Origin of the sequence: Psychroserpens sp., from assembly GCF_045105015.1 — a bacterium.
Lineage (GTDB): Bacteria > Bacteroidota > Bacteroidia > Flavobacteriales > Flavobacteriaceae > Psychroserpens.
The window spans coordinates 1-18,149 of record NZ_JBGCCX010000037.1 but is presented as its reverse complement, the minus strand read 5'-3'; the positions used below and the strand labels follow the sequence as shown (position 1 = coordinate 18,149).

Genomic DNA, 18,149 nt, shown 5'->3' with positions numbered 1-18,149 from the left:
TGAATTCTCTACAATAGCAGGTGTTGTTGAAGATGTTACAGAAATGATTTTGAACTTAAAGCAAGTTAACTTTAAGCGTCAAATTGATGAAGTAGATAACGAATCTGTTTCTATTTCTATTTCTGGTCAAGATCAAATTACGGCTGGAGATTTCCAAAAGTTTATTTCAGGATTCCAAGTATTAAACAAAGACTTAGTCATTTGTAACTTAGATCCTAAAGTAAGTATCAATATGGAAATAACTATTGAAAAAGGAAGAGGTTATGTTCCTGCAGAAGAAAATAAAAAAGCGTCTGCGCCAATCGGAACAATCTTTACAGATTCAATTTACACGCCAATCAAAAATGTAAAGTATAGTATTGAAAACTTCCGTGTTGAGCAAAAAACCGATTATGAAAAATTAGTTTTTGAAATCATCAGTGATGGATCAATTCACCCAAAAGATGCTTTAACTGAAGCAGCTAAAATTTTAATTCACCACTTCATGTTATTCTCTGATGAGCGTATCACCCTTGAAGCTGATGAAATTGCACAAACTGAAACTTATGATGAAGAATCACTTCACATGAGACAACTATTGAAAACTAAATTAGTTGACATGGATCTTTCTGTACGTGCTTTAAATTGTTTAAAAGCTGCTGAGGTAGATACTCTAGGAGACTTAGTATCTTTCAACAAAAATGACTTAATGAAGTTCCGTAACTTCGGTAAGAAATCTTTAACTGAGCTAGAAGAGCTTGTAAATGTTAAAGGTCTTAACTTCGGAATGGACTTAGCAAAATACAAATTAGATAAAGATTAAATTAAATTATAATAATCATATTTTGCTCCTCAAAATTTGAGTTTGGAAGCAAGATGATAAATAGAAAGTCATGAGACACGGAAAGAAATTTAACCATTTAGGAAGACAGACAGCTCACAGAAAAGCAATGTTAGCTAATATGGCTTGTTCATTAATTGAGCACAAACGTATTAATACAACAGTTGCTAAAGCAAAAGCTTTAAAACAATTTGTGGAGCCAATGATCACTAAATCTAAATCAGATACAACTCACAACAGACGTATCGTAATGTCTAAACTTAGACAAAAAGATGCGGTTACTGAATTATTCAGAGACGTTGCTGTGAAAATTGGAGATCGTCCAGGCGGTTATACAAGAATCATCAAATTAGGAAACAGACTTGGTGATAATGCTGATATGGCAATGATAGAGTTAGTAGATTATAATGAAATCTACAATGCTGGTAAGAAAGCTAAGAAAACTACTAGAAGAAGTAGAAGAGGTGGTTCAAAACCAGCAGCTGCAGCAGCTGCCCCAGTAACAACTAACGAAGAAGAATAAATGTTAATAAGCATTTAATATATAAAGGATAATCTGTTTTAGATTATCCTTTTTTTTATGCAATTTTGTAAAACTTTTCTATAAAAATGATATACTTAAAACGTAAAAAAGCCCTAATCTTACTCGCAGACGGAACAATTTTCCATGGGAAATCTATCGGTAAAGAAGGTACTGCTTTTGGTGAAGTTTGCTTTAATACTGGTACTACTGGTTATCAAGAAATTTTCACAGACCCTTCTTATTATGGACAGCTAATGGTAACAACCAATGCACATATTGGTAACTACGGAACCAAAGCGGATGAAATAGAATCCGATGCTATTAAAATTGCTGGATTAATCTGTAAAAACTTTAGCTTTAATTATTCTCGTCCTGCAGGAGATAAATCTCTGGAGGAATTTTTAGATGACAATAATTTGTTAGCTATTTCAGATGTGGATACTAGAGCACTAGTAAGCCATATTAGAGATCATGGTGCTATGAATGCTGTTATCTCAACTGAAGTTGATAAAATTGATGAATTAAAGAAAGAATTAGCTGAAGTGCCAAGCATGGAAGGTCTCGAGTTAGCATCGAAAGTTTCTACCAAAGAACCTTATTATTTTGGAGATGAAAACGCAACTCATAAAATCGCAGCATTAGATATTGGAATAAAAAAGAATATCCTTCGTAATTTAGCCAAACGCGATGCTTACATAAAAGTATTTCCTCATAATTCAAAATTTGAAGATTTAGAAGCTTTCAAGCCTGATGGCTATTTTATTTCTAATGGTCCTGGTGATCCTGAACCATTAGTTGAAGCACAAACTGTAGCTAAAGAAATCATTAAGCGTGACTTGCCTTTATTTGGAATTTGTTTAGGTCACCAAGTGATCGCATTAGCAAATGGTATTTCTACCTATAAAATGCATAATGGTCACCGAGGAATTAATCATCCTGTTCAGAATTTAATAACGACAAAAGGAGAAATCACATCTCAAAACCATGGTTTTGCTATCAACAGAGAGGAAACGGAAGCACATCCTGATATAGATATTACTCATGTACATTTAAATGATCATACAGTCGCAGGTATTAAAATGAAAAATAAAAATTGTTTTTCAGTGCAATATCATCCTGAAGCGAGTCCTGGACCAAACGATTCAACCTATTTATTTGATGAGTTTATACAGAATGTCAAAAAAAACTAATAACAAAAAAGCAACGATTTTAAACTTTCGTTGCTTTTTTTACGTTACGAAAACATTGTAGTTAAGATATAATGTAATTCTGAATCATACAGAACCTTTATAGAACAACTATTTCGTAATTTTGTAAAACAATTTTAACAATATAAATTAATAGAAAAATGAGCATTATAATTAATATTCATGCAAGACAAATTTTAGATTCAAGAGGAAACCCAACCGTTGAAGTTGATGTGATTACCGAAAATGGAATTATGGGAAGAGCAGCAGTGCCTTCTGGAGCTTCTACAGGAGAACATGAAGCTGTAGAACTTCGTGATGGTGGAGATGCATATATGGGAAAAGGTGTTTCTAAAGCTGTTAATAATGTAAATTCAATTATTTCTCAAGAATTACTAGGTGAATCTGTGTTTGATCAAAATAGAATTGATCAGTTAATGATAGAGTTAGACGGAACTCCTAATAAGTCAAAATTAGGAGCTAATGCTATTTTAGGTGTGTCTTTAGCTGCTGCTAAAGCTGCGGCAAGCGAATTAGGAATGCCATTATATAGATATGTTGGAGGTGTGTCTGCAAATACATTACCAGTGCCAATGATGAATATTATTAATGGTGGTTCTCATAGTGATGCACCAATTGCTTTCCAAGAGTTTATGGTAATGCCTGTAAAAGCGAAAAATTTCACACATGCGATGCAAATGGGAACTGAAATTTTTCATCACCTTAAAAAAGTATTACACGATAGAGGTCTAAGTACAGCTGTTGGTGATGAAGGTGGTTTTGCACCAAACTTAGAAGGCGGAACAGAAGATGCTCTAGAAACGATTGCTAAAGCGGTTTCAAATGCAGGATACAAATTAGGTGATGATGTGATGATTGCTTTAGATTGTGCTGCTGCAGAATTTTATAAAGACGGAAAATACGATTACACAATTTTTGAAGGCGATTCGGGAGTTGTTAGAACTAGTAAAGAACAAGCTGATTATTTAGCCGAATTGTCTCGTAAATACCCAATTCTTTCTATTGAAGATGGTATGGACGAAAATGATTGGGATGGTTGGAAATATTTAACAGAACAAATTGGTGATAAAGTACAGTTGGTCGGTGACGATTTATTTGTAACCAACGTAGAACGTTTAGGTAGAGGAATTGAAAATGGAATAGCAAATTCTATTTTAATAAAAGTGAATCAAATTGGTACGTTAACTGAAACAATTTCAGCAGTTAATATGGCCCACAATGCTGGTTATACATCTGTCATGTCACATCGTTCTGGAGAAACTGAAGATAATACCATAGCCGATTTAGCTGTGGCTTTAAACACTGGTCAAATTAAAACAGGTTCTGCGTCTCGTAGTGATCGTATGGCAAAATACAACCAACTTTTACGTATTGAAGAAGAATTAGATGAAGTCGCTTACTTTCCGCAAATGAATGCGTTTAAGGTGAAGTAAGATCTTCTTAGTACATAAAATTTAAAACCTATTCGTTGATTCGAATAGGTTTTTTTATACAATCAGAATGAGTATAATAGTCCATTAGTCAACTCATACTGTGTTCTTGGGATTGCAGTACTCACAGGTTCTGCATCAAAGAAATAATTAAAGGTAGTTTTAAACGCTAAGTCATCCAGTATTTTAAATAGAACAGAGGTATTACTTGATAATCTATGATCTTTAAATTTATCAAACCTTGGCTGAAAGTAGCTTGTACTAATAATACTTAAGGTTTCTGAAGGATATAAACTAAAAGAGAGATAAGCACTTCCTCTAATGTCTTCTTGGAGTCGGTCTTCAATAACATCTGAAGCTTTTTCATATTCATACATTACCAAAGTTCCCAAGTAAAACTTATAATTATCGTTTTCACTGAGTTTAAAACGCGGACCAGTTCCTACTAAAGCTCTAAGGTTAATATCTGAAATCGCATCGTATTGAGCTTGAGCAAAAGCTTCCCATTTTACTTTCTCTGTGATTTTTCGGTTGTATCGTAAATGTTGTGTGCCTCTATTAACTAAAGAGTTTCCTTCAATTTTTTGCAGATTGATATCATTCACAAACAACCATAAATTCATAGAGTCTTTATATTGCACATGTGCTTTATTAGCAATTCTAACAATATCATTGACATTTCTTATTAAGGATATATCTAAACTCACAGAGCCAGTCCATTTCGTTGAATCTGAAGGTTTTCTGAGCGTTTCTACGTTTATGACTTGAGCATGAGAAATTGAAGTCATTATTATAAGCACCAATGTTAGTCGCAACATATTTATATGATTTAATTGTAAAAATAGTATTTAACCCTTTAAAATCAATGAGGTGATTCATTTAATACATTTGTTAATGTATCAATTATCATTATAATTTTAATATCTATTTTATCAATATCATAATTGTTAAAAGCATTATAAAGGGAGTTAATAAATCCTTATATATTTCGTAATTTTGCAATACTTAAAAACAAAATAAAATCTCAAGATATATGTCAGATAAAGCTACCTTAGAAATTAATGGAAAAAAATATGAATTTCCTTTAGTTACAGGAACAGAAAATGAAGTTGCTATTGATGTTAAAACATTAAGAGGTGCAACAGGAGGTGTCATTACAATTGATCCAGGTTATAAAAACACGGGAAGTTGTGAAAGTGCAATTACATTTTTAGATGGTGAAAAAGGAATTTTAAGATATCGTGGCTATTCTATTGAAGAATTAGCAGAAAAAGCTGATTTCTTAGAAGTGGCTTACTTACTTATTTTCGGAGAATTACCAACACAAGAAGAACTAGATAAGTTTCACTCAGATATCAAACATCATTCTGTGGTTGATGATGATATAAAAAAGATTATTGAAGCATTTCCTAAATCAGCGCACCCAATGGGAGTGTTGTCATCATTAACTAGTGCTTTAACAGCGTTTAATCCTTCTTCAGTTGATGTAGATTCTGACGAAGATATGTATAATGCGATTGTACGTATCTTAGGAAAATTTCCAGTATTGGTAGCTTGGACAATGCGTAAAAAGCATGGCTTGCCTTTAGAATATGGAGATGATAGCTTAGGCTATGTTGAGAATGTTCTAAAAATGATGTTTAAAAGACCAAACACAGAATATCAACAAAACGAAATTTTGGTAAATGCCTTAGATAAATTATTAATTCTTCATGCAGACCACGAGCAAAACTGTTCAACATCTACAGTTAGAATTACAGGTTCATCTCACGCAGGATTATTTGTATCGTTAGCTGCTGGAATTTCAGCACTTTGGGGACCATTACATGGTGGTGCAAACCAAGCCGTTCTAGAAATGCTTGAGGCTATTAAGGAAGATGGTGGTGATACTTAAAAATACATGGCTAAAGCTAAAGATAAAAGTGATCCTTTCCGTTTAATGGGATTGGGACATAGAGTTTATAAAAACTTCGATCCAAGAGCTAAAATTATTAAAGTAGCTGCAGATGAAGTGTTAGCCGATTTAGGGGTTGAAGATCCAATATTAGATATTGCTAAAGGCTTAGAAAAAGAAGCTTTAGAAGATCCGTATTTCGTAGATAGAAAATTATATCCTAACGTAGATTTCTACTCAGGAATTATTTACAGAGCTATGGGAATTCCTGTAGAAATGTTTACAGTAATGTTTGCATTAGGTCGTTTACCAGGTTGGATAGCACAATGGAAAGAAATGCGTATGCGTAAAGAACCAATAGGTCGTCCACGTCAATTATATACAGGTGAAACATTTAGACCATTTAAAGAGGTTTCAGAGAGATAATATTATAACTCTATTCTAGATTTATAAAGCTTCATAATAAATTATGGAGCTTTTTTTATTTTCTATATCTGAGTAAATAATCTATCCAAATCATTTTTTTCTAGAAAATAATCTTTAAATTTAAAGAGAGGGAATCACTTAAAATCAATTTATTATGAAATCAAAACACTTTTTTTACACACTAATTTTATTCTTTACAGGAGTATTTTTTACTTTAGATGCTCAAACTACACAAGCGACTAATGCAATATCTCCTGGAAGTTTTTTAGGAACTAGTAATAATCAACATGTTGAATTTAGACGTTCTAATTCCTATGCAGGATTAATATCAACTAAGAATACTTTCTTTGGCTTGAATGCTGGAACTACAAATTATAATTCCGGATTGTATTCATTTAATAGTGCGTTTGGTATAAAAGCATTGTCCTCGTTTAATGAAGCTAATGCCATTAAGTTTAATAATGCTTTTGGCTATGGTGCATTAGAAAAAAATGTAAGTTCTGCTAATAGTGCTTTTGGTTTTGAAGCTTTAAAGTATAATGAATTGGGCTCATACAACATTGCTATTGGTCATCACGCCATGAGAAGCAGTAAAGCGGGTAAGTTTAATATTGGAATAGGTAGTAGAACTTTAGAAACCAACCAGACTGGAGATAAAAATATTGCTTTTGGTCATAGAACTTTAGAATCTACTAATTTCGGAATAGATAATATTGGAATTGGATATTATTCACTACCTAAAATACAAGGGGCTAGTAATAAAAATTTAGCAATAGGAAGTTGGACAGCTGTGTCCTTAAAAGAGGGATCTAATAATACAATAATTGGTTCTTATTCTGGTAATAATTTATCAACTGGTAGCAATAATACGTTTTTAGGAAAAGTTACTGTACCAACCTCAAATTCAACAAGTGATAAAACAGGGAAAGACTCCTCAAATACAATTATTTTGGCTGATGGTAATGGTAACCAAAGAATACTAATTGGAGCTAAAGGACGAACTGGAATAGGACTGGGTAACAATATTCTTCCAAAAAACCTTTTGGAATTAGGAAATGGTAATGCAGGTACTTCAGGATTACGATTTAGAAGTCTTAATTCGAATAGTCCAACTGTTACTTCAACTGGAGTTGTTTTAACTGTTAATGTTGACGGAGATGTAGTCTTAACGACTGATGAAGGAGGAACTGGAGGTTCAAATAATAATATTTATAATTCTGATGATACTTTGACTGGACATAGGACAGTTTATATGAATAATAACAGAATGATGTTTGATATAGGAGATAGTGATGGAGGAGCAATATATATAGGTAAGCCAACTCCAGTAACTGACCTTACAAATTATCCTAAGGATACAGGTGAATATAGATTATATGTTGAAGGTGGAGTTCTTACTGAAAAAGTAAAAGTTGCCTTGAGAAGTACAGCAGATTGGGCAGATTATGTTTTTGCTGATGATTATAAATTAAGGTCTCTAAATGAAGTTGAAAGTTTTATAAAAGCCAATAAACATTTACCTGGTATAGCATCTGCCAAAGAACTCACAACCAATGGTTTAGATTTGGCTAAAATGCAAGCCAAGCAAATGGAAAAGATAGAAGAGCTAACACTTTACATCATTGAACAAGACAAAAAAGTAGAGCAACAAAGTAAAGAGATTGACGAATTGAAGGCCATGGTAAAGGCATTGTTAAAGCGATAGACTATAAGTTTAACTTAAAATAATTTTATTATGAAAAACTTATATATATTAATAATTATTATATGTTTTAGCTTTGTTAAAGCTAATGCACAAAGAGATATTATATTTTGGCTTGATAATAGTACTTCTATTTCAACAACCGAATGGAATGATATGACAACTTCTTTAAATCAGATAATAACTGATGCTTTAGATTGTAATCCTAATAATAGAATAGCTATAGTGCATTATGCTGGAGGTGGTCCTATTTTGCCCGGAGGTAATCCATGGATTTATATAGAAGACCCTAATAATGATGGTGCTTTTACGAATAATTTAACTGAGGCAATCACATTTCCTAGGAGAATGACAGGAGGTGATTATGCTCATGAATCACTTGCATTAATTGGTGATGCTTTAGATGCAATACCTAACTCGAGGATAATTAGTCCTCAGACTCAGTTAAATCATATTGCAACACAAAACTTAGTTGTTTATCTATTTACTGATACATCTAGAGGTTTATTGACAACTCACCCAAGCTATCCAACATCTTCAAATTTGGTTAGCATAGATAATCCAGAAATGAATAGTGATTTGGCATTTCAAAATTATACTGACTTTAAGAATAATAGAAACGCAACAATTATTGTTACATCAATAGCTTTGAGCAACTCAGCAAACAATCTATTAGTTAGAAATGCTAAAGCTGCAATTTCTAGTTATAATATTTCTGGGAATTACAATGGAACAATTGAAAATTATCCAGCTGAACCAGATAACAACCAATTGCCGAGAATGTATTTAGAGTCTAATGGATTTGATCTAGATGCAAATGATATTAATATCATTGCTTCAGACTTATGCAATTGTCCTATTACACTTACATTGTCCTCACCTCTTGATGATGTAAATAGTAATACTACAGAAAATAGGCAGGCCGATGAAACTATTTTTGCTACAAATTTTATCGATGTTGATGCAAATGCGATTTATCATGCAGGAAATTTTGTAGAACTGAATCCAGGATTTGAAGCTGAATCACAGTCTAGGTTTGCGGCTTATGTCGAAGCTTGTTCAGATGATTTTTTATATCGAAATCAAACTACTGACTCAAAATATCTAAATGATAAAGAAGATATTGATGACGACTTAAAAATTAATGATGATTTTAGGATTATACCAAATCCTTCAAGCAATTTTACAAAGTTAGAGTCAATCTATTCTGAGTTTAATAGAATTAAAATTATTTCAGTTTTTGGTGAAGTAGAATTTTATAAAGTAATAAAAGCAAGTAAGAGTTTTAATGTAGATGTTAGTAATTTCCCTAAAGGTGTTTATATTGTTTCAATTAGTTTAGTTGATGGTAATGTTTTAATCAAAAAACTAGTTAAAAATTAACCATATACATTTCAATTTCTAAAAGCTCTACTGTTATAAGTGGAGCTTTTTTTATATTTGCAACATATGAAACTACACATTCAAAATGAAACAGCTCGTTTGCGAGCTGTTATTTTAGGAACAGCGGAAAGTATTGGTCCTACACCTAAATTAGAAGATACTTACGATCCAAAATCAGCTGAGCATATCAAAGCAGGAACCTATCCTTTAGAAGCAGATATGATTACAGAAATGGAAGCTGTTGCTGAGGTTTTAAAAAAGTATGATGTTAAGGTATATAGACCAGAAGTTATTAAAGATTATAACCAGATTTTTGCGAGAGACATTTCATTTGTAATTGATGATAAGTTCGTAAGAGCTAATATTTTACCAGATCGTGATCGTGAAATTGATGCTATTGAACATGTGTGGTCTCAAATTCCAGAAGACAATCGCATTACCTTACCAGAAGAATGTCATGTTGAAGGTGGAGACGTTATGCCTTGGAATGATTTTATTTTTATTGGCACTTATTCTGGCGAAGATTATTCCGATTATATAACAGCAAGAACTAATATGGATGCAGTGATTGCCATTCAAGAATTATTTCCTCACAAAACAGTGAAGTCATTTGAATTGCGTAAATCTAATACAGAACCAAAAGACAATGCATTGCATTTAGATTGCTGTTTTCAGCCAATTGGGAAAGACAAAGCCATTATTCATAAAAACGGATTTTTAGTTGAAAGTGAATACGAATGGTTGGTTAATTTCTTTGGAAAGGAGAACGTTTTTGAAATTACTAAAGATGAGATGTACAATATGAATAGTAATATCTTTTCTATTTCTGAAGATGTGATTATTTCTGAACGTAATTTTATCAGACTAAACACTTGGCTTCGTGATAACGGATTTACAGTTGAAGAAGTGCCTTATGCTGAAATAGCAAAACAAGAAGGTCTACTGCGTTGTTCTACAATGCCTTTAATTAGAGATTAGGAATTATTTTCAGCAACAAAACCATCCCAACGCTTCATATACGTCACAAATTTATTGCTCAAACCTTCGTTGTGTAAATAGGTTTCACTTACTGGAGTAGGAGTAGGAGTAAAATTAGGATTGGCTAATACTTGTTTTGGGAAATCATGATGCAAAATACCAGAACGACCAATGCTTACAAAATCGACCTTTGCATCTAATATCTTTTTCACATCTTGTCCTGAGTTAATTTTTCCAGCTACCGTAAGTTTTACATTTTTGAAATCTAAATTTGTAAAGTGCTTCAATAAAGTTAGATGTTGGTGTTCTTCCTCTTCTGGGTTTTTAAAACAATCCCAAAGTGAAATGTCTAAAAAATCAATTTGATTTTCATCAATAAATTGTTGACAAATCGTTTTAACCTCTTGTAATTGCATTCCGAAACGTTCTGGTGATAAACGTAAACCTAATAGAAAATTTGGTCCGCAAGCCATTCTAATACCATTGGTGATTTCAAAAAGTAAACGTGCTCTATTTTCTAAACTGCCTCCATAATTATCAGTTCTTGAGTTAATTTTTGCACTTAAAAACTGTGATAAAATATAACCATGTGCTCCATGAACTTCAACACCATCATAACCACATTGTTGAGCCCTAATCGCTGCAGCAATGAAATCGTCTTTGAGTTGATGGATGTCTTCAAGGGTTAAACCTCTTGAGTTATATTTTTCAATACTAGAAGCAGATACAGGTTGCCCTATAATTAAATCTTCTGGTGAACGCATTCCCGCGTGGTGCAATTGTACAACTGCTAGACTACCATGAGCTTTAATGCCTGAGGCTAAACGCGTATGCCCTTCAATATGTTTGTCTGAAAAAATTCCTAATTGCCCTGGAAATCCTTTGCCATTAGCTTGAACATGTGATGCACAGGTCATGGTTAAACCAAATCCACCTTTAGCTCGCATTACCAACCAATGGTATTCATCATCTGATAATGTGCCATCCTCATGACTTTGGGTGTTTGTCATAGGAGCTAACATAAATTTATTAGACATTGTTATACCACAAGAAAATTGGAGAGCTTGGTTGGTGTTTGTCATTTATTCTATAATAATACGTTTAATGAATCGTTTGTTATCTATACTTAATACAGCAAAATATTGCGAAATCGACAGCCTTTCTGTTGTAATTGTTTTCGGAAATTTTTCAAATGTGTTTTTATAAACAGTTTTGCCTAACATATCAATAAGTTTAAAATCGATAGTTTGCTTGAAAAAATCTACTAAAGACACACTGATAGTCTGATCACTATGTGTAGAAATATTAATCAGTTTATTTAATTCTATGGTTTCTTTTTCGCTGAGTGTATCATAAGCGTTAGTAAATTCTAATATTGCGCCAAGCGTGCCTTTAGTAACTTGATATAAGTAGGGCACATCCATGTTTTTTAACAAATCTGTAGAGGTATGCGCATGAGGCGTTTCGTTTTTTTCAAACAGTCCTGTAACGATTTCTCCATGGTCTTCAAAAGGCATATAATCTGAATTATAAGCATGCGCAATTTCAGTTTTTAAATCAGAATATAATTCGATAAGTTTTGCTAATTCATTAGTGTAGATGTTAGAAGCTTCATTGTTTGATTTTGGCTTAGATTCGTCACGTTCACACACTATAGTATCATTATTAATTCCTGAAATACCACCAACTTCATCAATATTTAAAACCAATCTTATATCTAAGTTTTCGGGAACTACGGTGTTTTTTACATAATATTTACTTCCAATTAAACCGTCTTCTTCACCAGAAAAATGAATGAATTTAATAGAATATTCGGTGTCTACATCTTTAAGTAAGCGTGCCAATTCCATAATTAGAACAGTGCCAGAACCATTGTCATTCGTTCCAGCGCCACTGATGGTATCATAATGACCATCTATAATAACGTAAGTGTTTGGGTACACGGTCCCTGTTTTGGTTATAATAATATTATTACTTGTTCCAGCAGAATATGTAAATGGTTGTAGTACAATGTCTGAATATCCTAAACTTTTGTAACGCGACGAAATCCAGTTTTCGGCATCTGTAAGTTTTGAAGAGCCTACATTTTTAATTCCGAAATTTTCAAATGTTTTTAGATCGTTTAACAAGTTAGATTGCGAAGAACTTTCAATAATACTTGAGTAAAATGAATTGAATGTTTGAGATTGAATCGTTAATACAATCAACGATATAAAATAGGTTAAAATTAATTTTTTCAATAACGTATGAATTTTGAGAAAAACTAAACTTATTCTCTATACAGGAAATAATTATTTACTAAATCTATATAAACTTTTTTGGCTTCATCTTCAGTAACGTCTTGAACTTGAAACAGCGCATTAGTTTTAAACGCATTAATGATAGGTTTACTACTACTTGGTCGACCATAATTATTGGTCGCTTTTTTATAATAAGCATATAACCTTAGAAGGAAATCTGCAGGAAAGGGCTCGTTGTGTGCATTAATTCTTGCAACAGCCTCATGAAATGCAATATCTAATTCTTCTGAAGTCATACTTTTTCGGCAATAATACTTTCGCCTCCTCTTACTTTTTGATTGAGTTCTACTTTAATATCTGCATCTAAAGGTAAAAACAAATCTACTCGACTTCCAAATTTTATGAAACCAGAGTCAGTACCTTGAACAGCATTGTCTTCTACTTTTGCATAATTTACAATACGTTTGGCTAGAGCACCTGCAATTTGGCGGTATAAAATTCGTCCAAAATTTTTATTGTCTACCACAACAGTCGTACGTTCATTCTCCTCACTAGCTTTAGGATGCCAAGCGACAAGATATTTACCAGGATGATATTTACTGTAACTTACTTTTCCACTAATAGGGTAACGCGTAACATGTACATTGATTGGAGACATAAAAACAGATACTTGTATTCGTTTATCGTTAAAGACCTCTTTTTCAAAAACTTCTTCAATCACAACAACTTTACCATCAACAGGAGAAACAGCAGTATGGTCTTCAAGTTTAGTATGACGTTTAGGATTTCTAAAGAATTGAAGTATTAATACTAAAAGTACCAACATGCTAACCATGAGAAGTAATTTCAGCCAAGGTAAGTCAACAAATCTGTCTATGATAAGGACAGTTCCAGTGATTAGAGCTAGTGTGATCGTAATAATTTTATAACCTTCTTTATGAAACATATGTGATAATTCTTAAAAATAAAAATATAAATGGTGCCGTAAAGATAATACTATCTAAGCGATCTAATAATCCTCCATGTCCTGGCATAATTATACCACTATCTTTGACATTGGCTTGACGCTTAAACTTAGATTCAATCAAATCGCCAATAGTTCCAAACACACTAATAATAATAGCAAGAATAAGCCAATTGGTGAAGCTTAATGTTTGAGTGTACTCTGCTATGAAATAACTTGCAATACACGAAAAGAATAATCCACCAAGAAAGCCTTCAACTGTTTTCTTTGGAGAAATACTAGGGAATAATTTTTGCTTTCCAAAGTTTTTACCAACCAGAAAGGCAAATGTGTCGTTAACCCAAATAAGTATAAAAGATCCTAATAACAGAAGCGGAGTAAAGGCCTGGTCGAAGTTAGCTATAGCAACTAAAAAAACAAAACCACTTGATAAATAAAAGGTTGTTATGATAAAACGCTTAGATTCAAAAAGAGGAATCATTTTTTCTGAAAATAAATCTTTTATCAGGATGAGTAGCACAAATATGGTAATAACTAGTAATATTTGCGACGCTTCGTCGTGACCTTTAGCGCTATTAGAAATAATGTCCCAATACGCAAAACCTAAATATAAAATTGAAAATATTATGTATGGAACAAAGCTTTTTAGGTTGATGAGTTTTTTAAACTCTGCCAAAGAAATGATTCCGAAAATAAAAAAGAGTATTATAAGCGCGTGTTGCCAGTATAACGAACCAATAAGAAGTAAAACATATAACAGTCCTGAAAATGCTCTTGTAAGGATTTCTTTCATCTATAAATCTTCTAACAGTAGCAAATATAAGTTTTTTGAGCTACTTCCATAGGTAAGAAAATCTTTGTCTTCAATAGTTTTGAAGTGTTTAATCGTTGTAATGTTTGTTGGTATTTTGTCTTTATTCTTTCCTTTAATTCCTCTTAAACCTTCACCAATATTTTGTACAAACTGACTTGTAGTTGCATAAATAATAAAATTTGTTGGAAGTTCTTTAAGCTTTTTTTCAGCAATCTGATTAGAAGAAATTAAAAGAGAGCCATCATCTGAAATTAAATACTCACAAGTTGATAAAAAGTAGTTGCAATCAGATACTTTTTTTGTGGTTTTAAATTTGAAGTCCTTAAACATTTCATTTAAACGATCGTCAAATATTAAAACATTATCATCTTCCCAATTGTTTTCTTTGAGAATATTATTGAGGTTTTCATTAACATCCTTTATGTTTTCACAATACAAGAATTTCCCACCATTTGCTTTAAAATTAATTGTAAATTGTTCGTCTATGGGCAGTTTTATCTCAGGCATATATTTGCCTCTCTCTTCGCTTTTTATGTGATCTTCTGGTGTGTCTTTTAAACCGAAGATTTTACGAAATAGACTCATTTAAAAATTTGCTATTAACCTAATTTTACTATAGTAATTATCAAATATAAAAAAACTTAAATTAATGCTTAGTCAATTTAAGTTTTTTATGGGATTTTAAAAGATTACTCTTCTTCTGTTTCTGAATCCAGTATATCGTTATTTTGTTCAACATCAACTTTCGGTTCAACAAGTTCTTTCTTTTCGAAAGGGCGTTTTCCAAAGATTTTTTCAAGGTTATCTTTGAAAATGACTTCTTTTTCCAAAAGCACTTCTGCCAATTCGGATAATTTATCCTTGTGTTGTTCTAATAAACTAATGGCACGTTGATACTGTTTTTCAATAATATCTGAAATTTCTTTATCAATCAACTCAGCAGTTTGCTCACTGTAAGGTTTTGTGAAACCGTATTCAGATTGCCCTGAAGAGTCATAATATGTTAAGTTTCCTACTTTGTCACTCAAACCATAAATTGTTACCATAGCTCTTGCCTGCTTGGTAACCTTTTCTAAATCACTTAATGCACCTGTTGAGATTTTATCAAAAATAACTTTTTCGGCAGCTCTACCACCAAGTGCAGCACACATTTCGTCTAACATCTGTTCAGGTCTTACAATAAGACGTTCTTCAGGCAGATACCAAGCAGCACCTAATGATTGACCACGAGGTACAATTGTAACTTTTACTAAAGGTGCAGCATGTTCTAGCATCCAACTTACAGTAGCGTGACCAGCTTCATGGAAAGCTATGGCTTTCTTTTCGTCTTTTGTAATGATTTTATTTTTCTTTTCTAAGCCTCCCACAATTCTGTCAACAGCATCAAGGAAATCTTGTTTGCCAACAGCTTTTTTGCCATTTCGAGCAGCAATAAGAGCAGCTTCATTACAAACATTTGCAATATCAGCTCCAGAAAAGCCTGGTGTTTGCTTTGCTAGGAAATCGACATCAAGCTTTTCAGATTGTTTGATCGGTCTTAAATGTACTTCAAAAATTTCTTTACGTTCTCTAACATCTGGAAGGTCTACAAATATTTGTCTGTCAAAACGTCCTGCACGCATTAGAGCTTTATCAAGAACATCTGCTCTATTTGTTGCTGCTAATACAATAACATTTGTATTAGTTCCAAAACCATCCATTTCAGTAAGTAACTGGTTTAATGTGTTTTCTCGCTCATCATTAGAACCAGAAAAATTACTTTTTCCACGAGCTCTACCAATGGCATCAATTTCATCAATAAAAATAATTGCTGGTGATTTTTCTTTAGCTTGTTTGAATAAATCACGCACTCTTGAAGCTCCTACACCAACAAACATTTCAACAAAATCTGAACCTGATAATGAGAAGAAAGGTACTTTAGCTTCTCCAGCAACAGCTTTTGCTAATAAGGTCTTTCCTGTTCCTGGTTGACCTACTAGTAATGCTCCTTTTGGGATTTTACCACCTAATGATGTGTATTTTTCAGGGTTTTTTAGAAAGTCAACAATCTCTTGAACTTCTTCTTTTGCTCCTTCAAGACCTGCAACATCTTTAAATGATGTTTTTACATCTGTTTTTTCATCAAATAGTTTAGCCTTAGACTTACCAATGTTAAAAATCTGTCCACCAGCTCCACCACCAGAACCTCCAGACATTCGCCTCATGATAAAAATCCAAACACCAATAATTAGAATAAAAGGTAGTAATGAGAATAGGAAATTTCCCCAATGATTTTCTTCAGTCTTAAACGACACTGGGACATCTAGACTCGTATTGTTTTCTTTAATGCTTTTAATTTCCTCTTGAAATAACTCTAATTCACCAAACTCAAATGTGTAGTTTGGTTGAGGAGTTACTGTAGGTAATAAATTATTTGGCTTTGATTTTTTGTGAACCTCTTGTTCTAAAGCTTCTTTGGTTAAATAAACTCTAGCTTCTTTACGATTAACAACTTCTAATTTAGCAACATCTCCATTCTCAAAATAATCGAAAAACTCTGAAGGATTTATTTTCTTGGTTGTCGAACTACCAAATCCACCTGAAAATAGTTGAATACCTAAAAAAACTGCGATGATAATTCCATAAATCCAATACGGACTTAATTTAGGTTTCTTACTTAAGTTTTTGTTGTCTTTTGCCATTATATAAATGCCACAAAGTGGCTTGTTTTGTTAGTAACTAGTTTCTATAACTGTAGTTTTTGCATCTCCCCAAAGGCTTTCAATATCGTAATATGATCTGATGTGTTTTTGAAATACATGAACAACGATGTTCACATAATCCATTAAAACCCATTCAGCGTTATCAGCACCTTCAATATGCCAAGGGTTGTCTTTAAGTTCTTTACTTACTTTTTTTTGTACGGAATTTACTATGGCGTTTACTTGAGTATTCGAAGTACCTTCACATATAATAAAATAATTACAAACCGTATTTTCAATTTCTCTTAAATCCAGAATTGTAATCTCCTTTCCTTTTACATCTTCAATTCCAGCTATAACTGTTGCTATAAGTTCGTCTGGGCTTGTATTTTTTTTCGCCATTAAATTGGTTTAAGTTTGTGCAAAGTTATTATTTTTTTTAGTCTTATTATGGTTAATTCATTATAAGAAATTCTTAAAGTTTTTTTACACAGCATATGCATATAATCAAACTTAATGCCATTGACTCTACAAATTCGTTTTTACGTCAGCTTAGTGCACAAGAATCTGTTAAAGATTTTACCACAGTAGTTACAGAACATCAAACCAATGGTCGAGGACAAATGGGTGCGCAATGGCAGTCTCAAAACGCTAAAAACCTCATGTTTAGTGTGTTTAAAGATCTATCATGTATAGATGTAGCATCACATTTTTACATAAGTATGGCTGTGTCATTGGCTGTTTTTAAGGCTTTGAAACTATTGCAATTAAATACGCTTGAAATTAAATGGCCTAACGACATTTTGTCAGAACAACAAAAATTATGTGGTGTTTTAATTGAAAACGTCATAAAACAAAATTGTTTACAATCCTCTATTATAGGAATTGGTATTAACGTAAACCAAACACAGTTTAAGGATTTACCAAAAGCCACATCTATGCAGTTGATTTCAGGAAAGCACTTTGATAGAGATCAGGTACTTCATGAGGTTTTAATGCAAATGAAGCATTACTTTTCGTTAATCGATTCTAAATCATATGATGAGTTGAAGCTAGATTATGAAAGTAAATTGTTCAGAAAAGATA

At 32.6% G+C, this 18,149-nt stretch carries 17 protein-coding genes and 1 pseudogene; 9 read left to right on the top strand and 9 right to left on the bottom strand.

The features are described 5' to 3' along the window. The 4 genes from rpoA to eno form a co-directional block, all read left to right on the top strand. Positions 1-802: DNA-directed RNA polymerase subunit alpha (gene rpoA, locus AB8B90_RS02960; protein ID WP_405333481.1), on the top strand; the 802-nt coding region annotated here is incomplete at its 5' end. Positions 803-872: 70 nt separating this feature from the next. Continuing rightward, positions 873-1,343: a 50S ribosomal protein L17 gene (gene rplQ, locus AB8B90_RS02955; RefSeq protein WP_405333479.1), complete on the top strand. Its 471-nt coding sequence runs from the start codon at positions 873-875 to the stop codon at positions 1,341-1,343. A gap of 86 nt (positions 1,344-1,429) precedes the next feature. After that, positions 1,430-2,533: a glutamine-hydrolyzing carbamoyl-phosphate synthase small subunit gene (gene carA, locus AB8B90_RS02950; RefSeq protein ID WP_405333478.1), complete on the top strand. Its 1,104-nt coding sequence runs from the start codon at positions 1,430-1,432 to the stop codon at positions 2,531-2,533. Between the two features lie 158 nt (positions 2,534-2,691). Beyond that, positions 2,692-3,984, top strand: a complete 1,293-nt coding sequence (gene eno, locus AB8B90_RS02945; protein ID WP_405333476.1) for a phosphopyruvate hydratase — start codon at positions 2,692-2,694, stop codon at positions 3,982-3,984. Positions 3,985-4,046: 62 nt separating this feature from the next. Here eno and AB8B90_RS02940 read toward each other — a convergent pair whose 3' ends face one another. Continuing rightward, complete coding sequence (locus tag AB8B90_RS02940; protein WP_405333474.1) at positions 4,047-4,799, bottom strand: DUF481 domain-containing protein; 753 nt, start codon at positions 4,797-4,799, stop codon at positions 4,047-4,049. Between the two features lie 215 nt (positions 4,800-5,014). Here AB8B90_RS02940 and AB8B90_RS02935 point away from each other — a divergent pair. From AB8B90_RS02935 to AB8B90_RS02920, 4 genes and pseudogenes are all read left to right on the top strand, one after another. Beyond that, positions 5,015-6,301, top strand: a pseudogene (locus tag AB8B90_RS02935) (citrate synthase). 154 nt (positions 6,302-6,455) lie between these two features. Continuing rightward, positions 6,456-8,006, top strand: coding sequence for a hypothetical protein (locus AB8B90_RS02930; RefSeq protein ID WP_405333472.1), 1,551 nt, complete (start codon positions 6,456-6,458; stop codon positions 8,004-8,006). A 30-nt stretch (positions 8,007-8,036) separates the two neighbouring features. Then, a complete protein-coding gene (locus AB8B90_RS02925; protein WP_405333470.1) occupies positions 8,037-9,386 on the top strand; it encodes a 3-coathanger stack domain-containing protein in 1,350 nt (449 codons plus the stop codon). A 66-nt stretch (positions 9,387-9,452) separates the two neighbouring features. Beyond that, positions 9,453-10,364, top strand: a complete 912-nt coding sequence (locus AB8B90_RS02920) for a dimethylarginine dimethylaminohydrolase family protein (protein WP_405333468.1) — start codon at positions 9,453-9,455, stop codon at positions 10,362-10,364. On the opposite strand, the gene AB8B90_RS02915 is transcribed toward AB8B90_RS02920, so the two are convergent. The 8 genes from AB8B90_RS02915 to rsfS form a co-directional block, all read right to left on the bottom strand. Beyond that, the gene (locus AB8B90_RS02915) at positions 10,361-11,401 is read right to left on the bottom strand and encodes an NADH:flavin oxidoreductase (RefSeq protein WP_405333466.1); all 1,041 of its coding nucleotides are present in this window, start codon (positions 11,399-11,401) and stop codon (positions 10,361-10,363) included. The genes AB8B90_RS02920 and AB8B90_RS02915 overlap by 4 nt on opposite strands. 45 nt (positions 11,402-11,446) lie before the next feature. Continuing rightward, a complete protein-coding gene (locus AB8B90_RS02910) occupies positions 11,447-12,604 on the bottom strand; it encodes a M28 family metallopeptidase (RefSeq protein WP_405333464.1) in 1,158 nt (385 codons plus the stop codon). A gap of 29 nt (positions 12,605-12,633) precedes the next feature. After that, positions 12,634-12,900 carry an acyl-CoA-binding protein gene (locus AB8B90_RS02905; RefSeq protein WP_405333462.1) on the bottom strand — a complete coding sequence of 89 codons (267 nt, stop codon included), beginning with the start codon at positions 12,898-12,900 and terminating at the stop codon, positions 12,634-12,636. Next, positions 12,897-13,550 (bottom strand): phosphatidylserine decarboxylase family protein, encoded by a 654-nt coding sequence (locus tag AB8B90_RS02900; protein WP_405333460.1) that lies wholly within the window; start codon positions 13,548-13,550, stop codon positions 12,897-12,899. The genes AB8B90_RS02905 and AB8B90_RS02900 overlap by 4 nt, the downstream gene beginning before the upstream one ends. Then, a complete protein-coding gene (locus AB8B90_RS02895) occupies positions 13,540-14,361 on the bottom strand; it encodes a phosphatidate cytidylyltransferase (protein WP_405333458.1) in 822 nt (273 codons plus the stop codon). The genes AB8B90_RS02900 and AB8B90_RS02895 overlap by 11 nt, the downstream gene beginning before the upstream one ends. Further along, entirely contained in the window at positions 14,362-14,967 is a 606-nt protein-coding gene (locus AB8B90_RS02890; RefSeq protein WP_405333457.1) for an LUD domain-containing protein, read from the bottom strand. It lies immediately after the preceding gene. Between the two features lie 104 nt (positions 14,968-15,071). Then, complete coding sequence (gene ftsH / locus AB8B90_RS02885; protein WP_405333455.1) at positions 15,072-17,063, bottom strand: ATP-dependent zinc metalloprotease FtsH; 1,992 nt, start codon at positions 17,061-17,063, stop codon at positions 15,072-15,074. A 30-nt stretch (positions 17,064-17,093) separates the two neighbouring features. Continuing rightward, entirely contained in the window at positions 17,094-17,465 is a 372-nt protein-coding gene (rsfS, locus tag AB8B90_RS02880; RefSeq protein WP_405333453.1) for a ribosome silencing factor, read from the bottom strand. A 95-nt stretch (positions 17,466-17,560) separates the two neighbouring features. Here rsfS and AB8B90_RS02875 point away from each other — a divergent pair. After that, a partial coding sequence (locus AB8B90_RS02875; protein ID WP_405333451.1) for a biotin--[acetyl-CoA-carboxylase] ligase occupies positions 17,561-18,149 on the top strand: 589 nt, incomplete at its 3' end.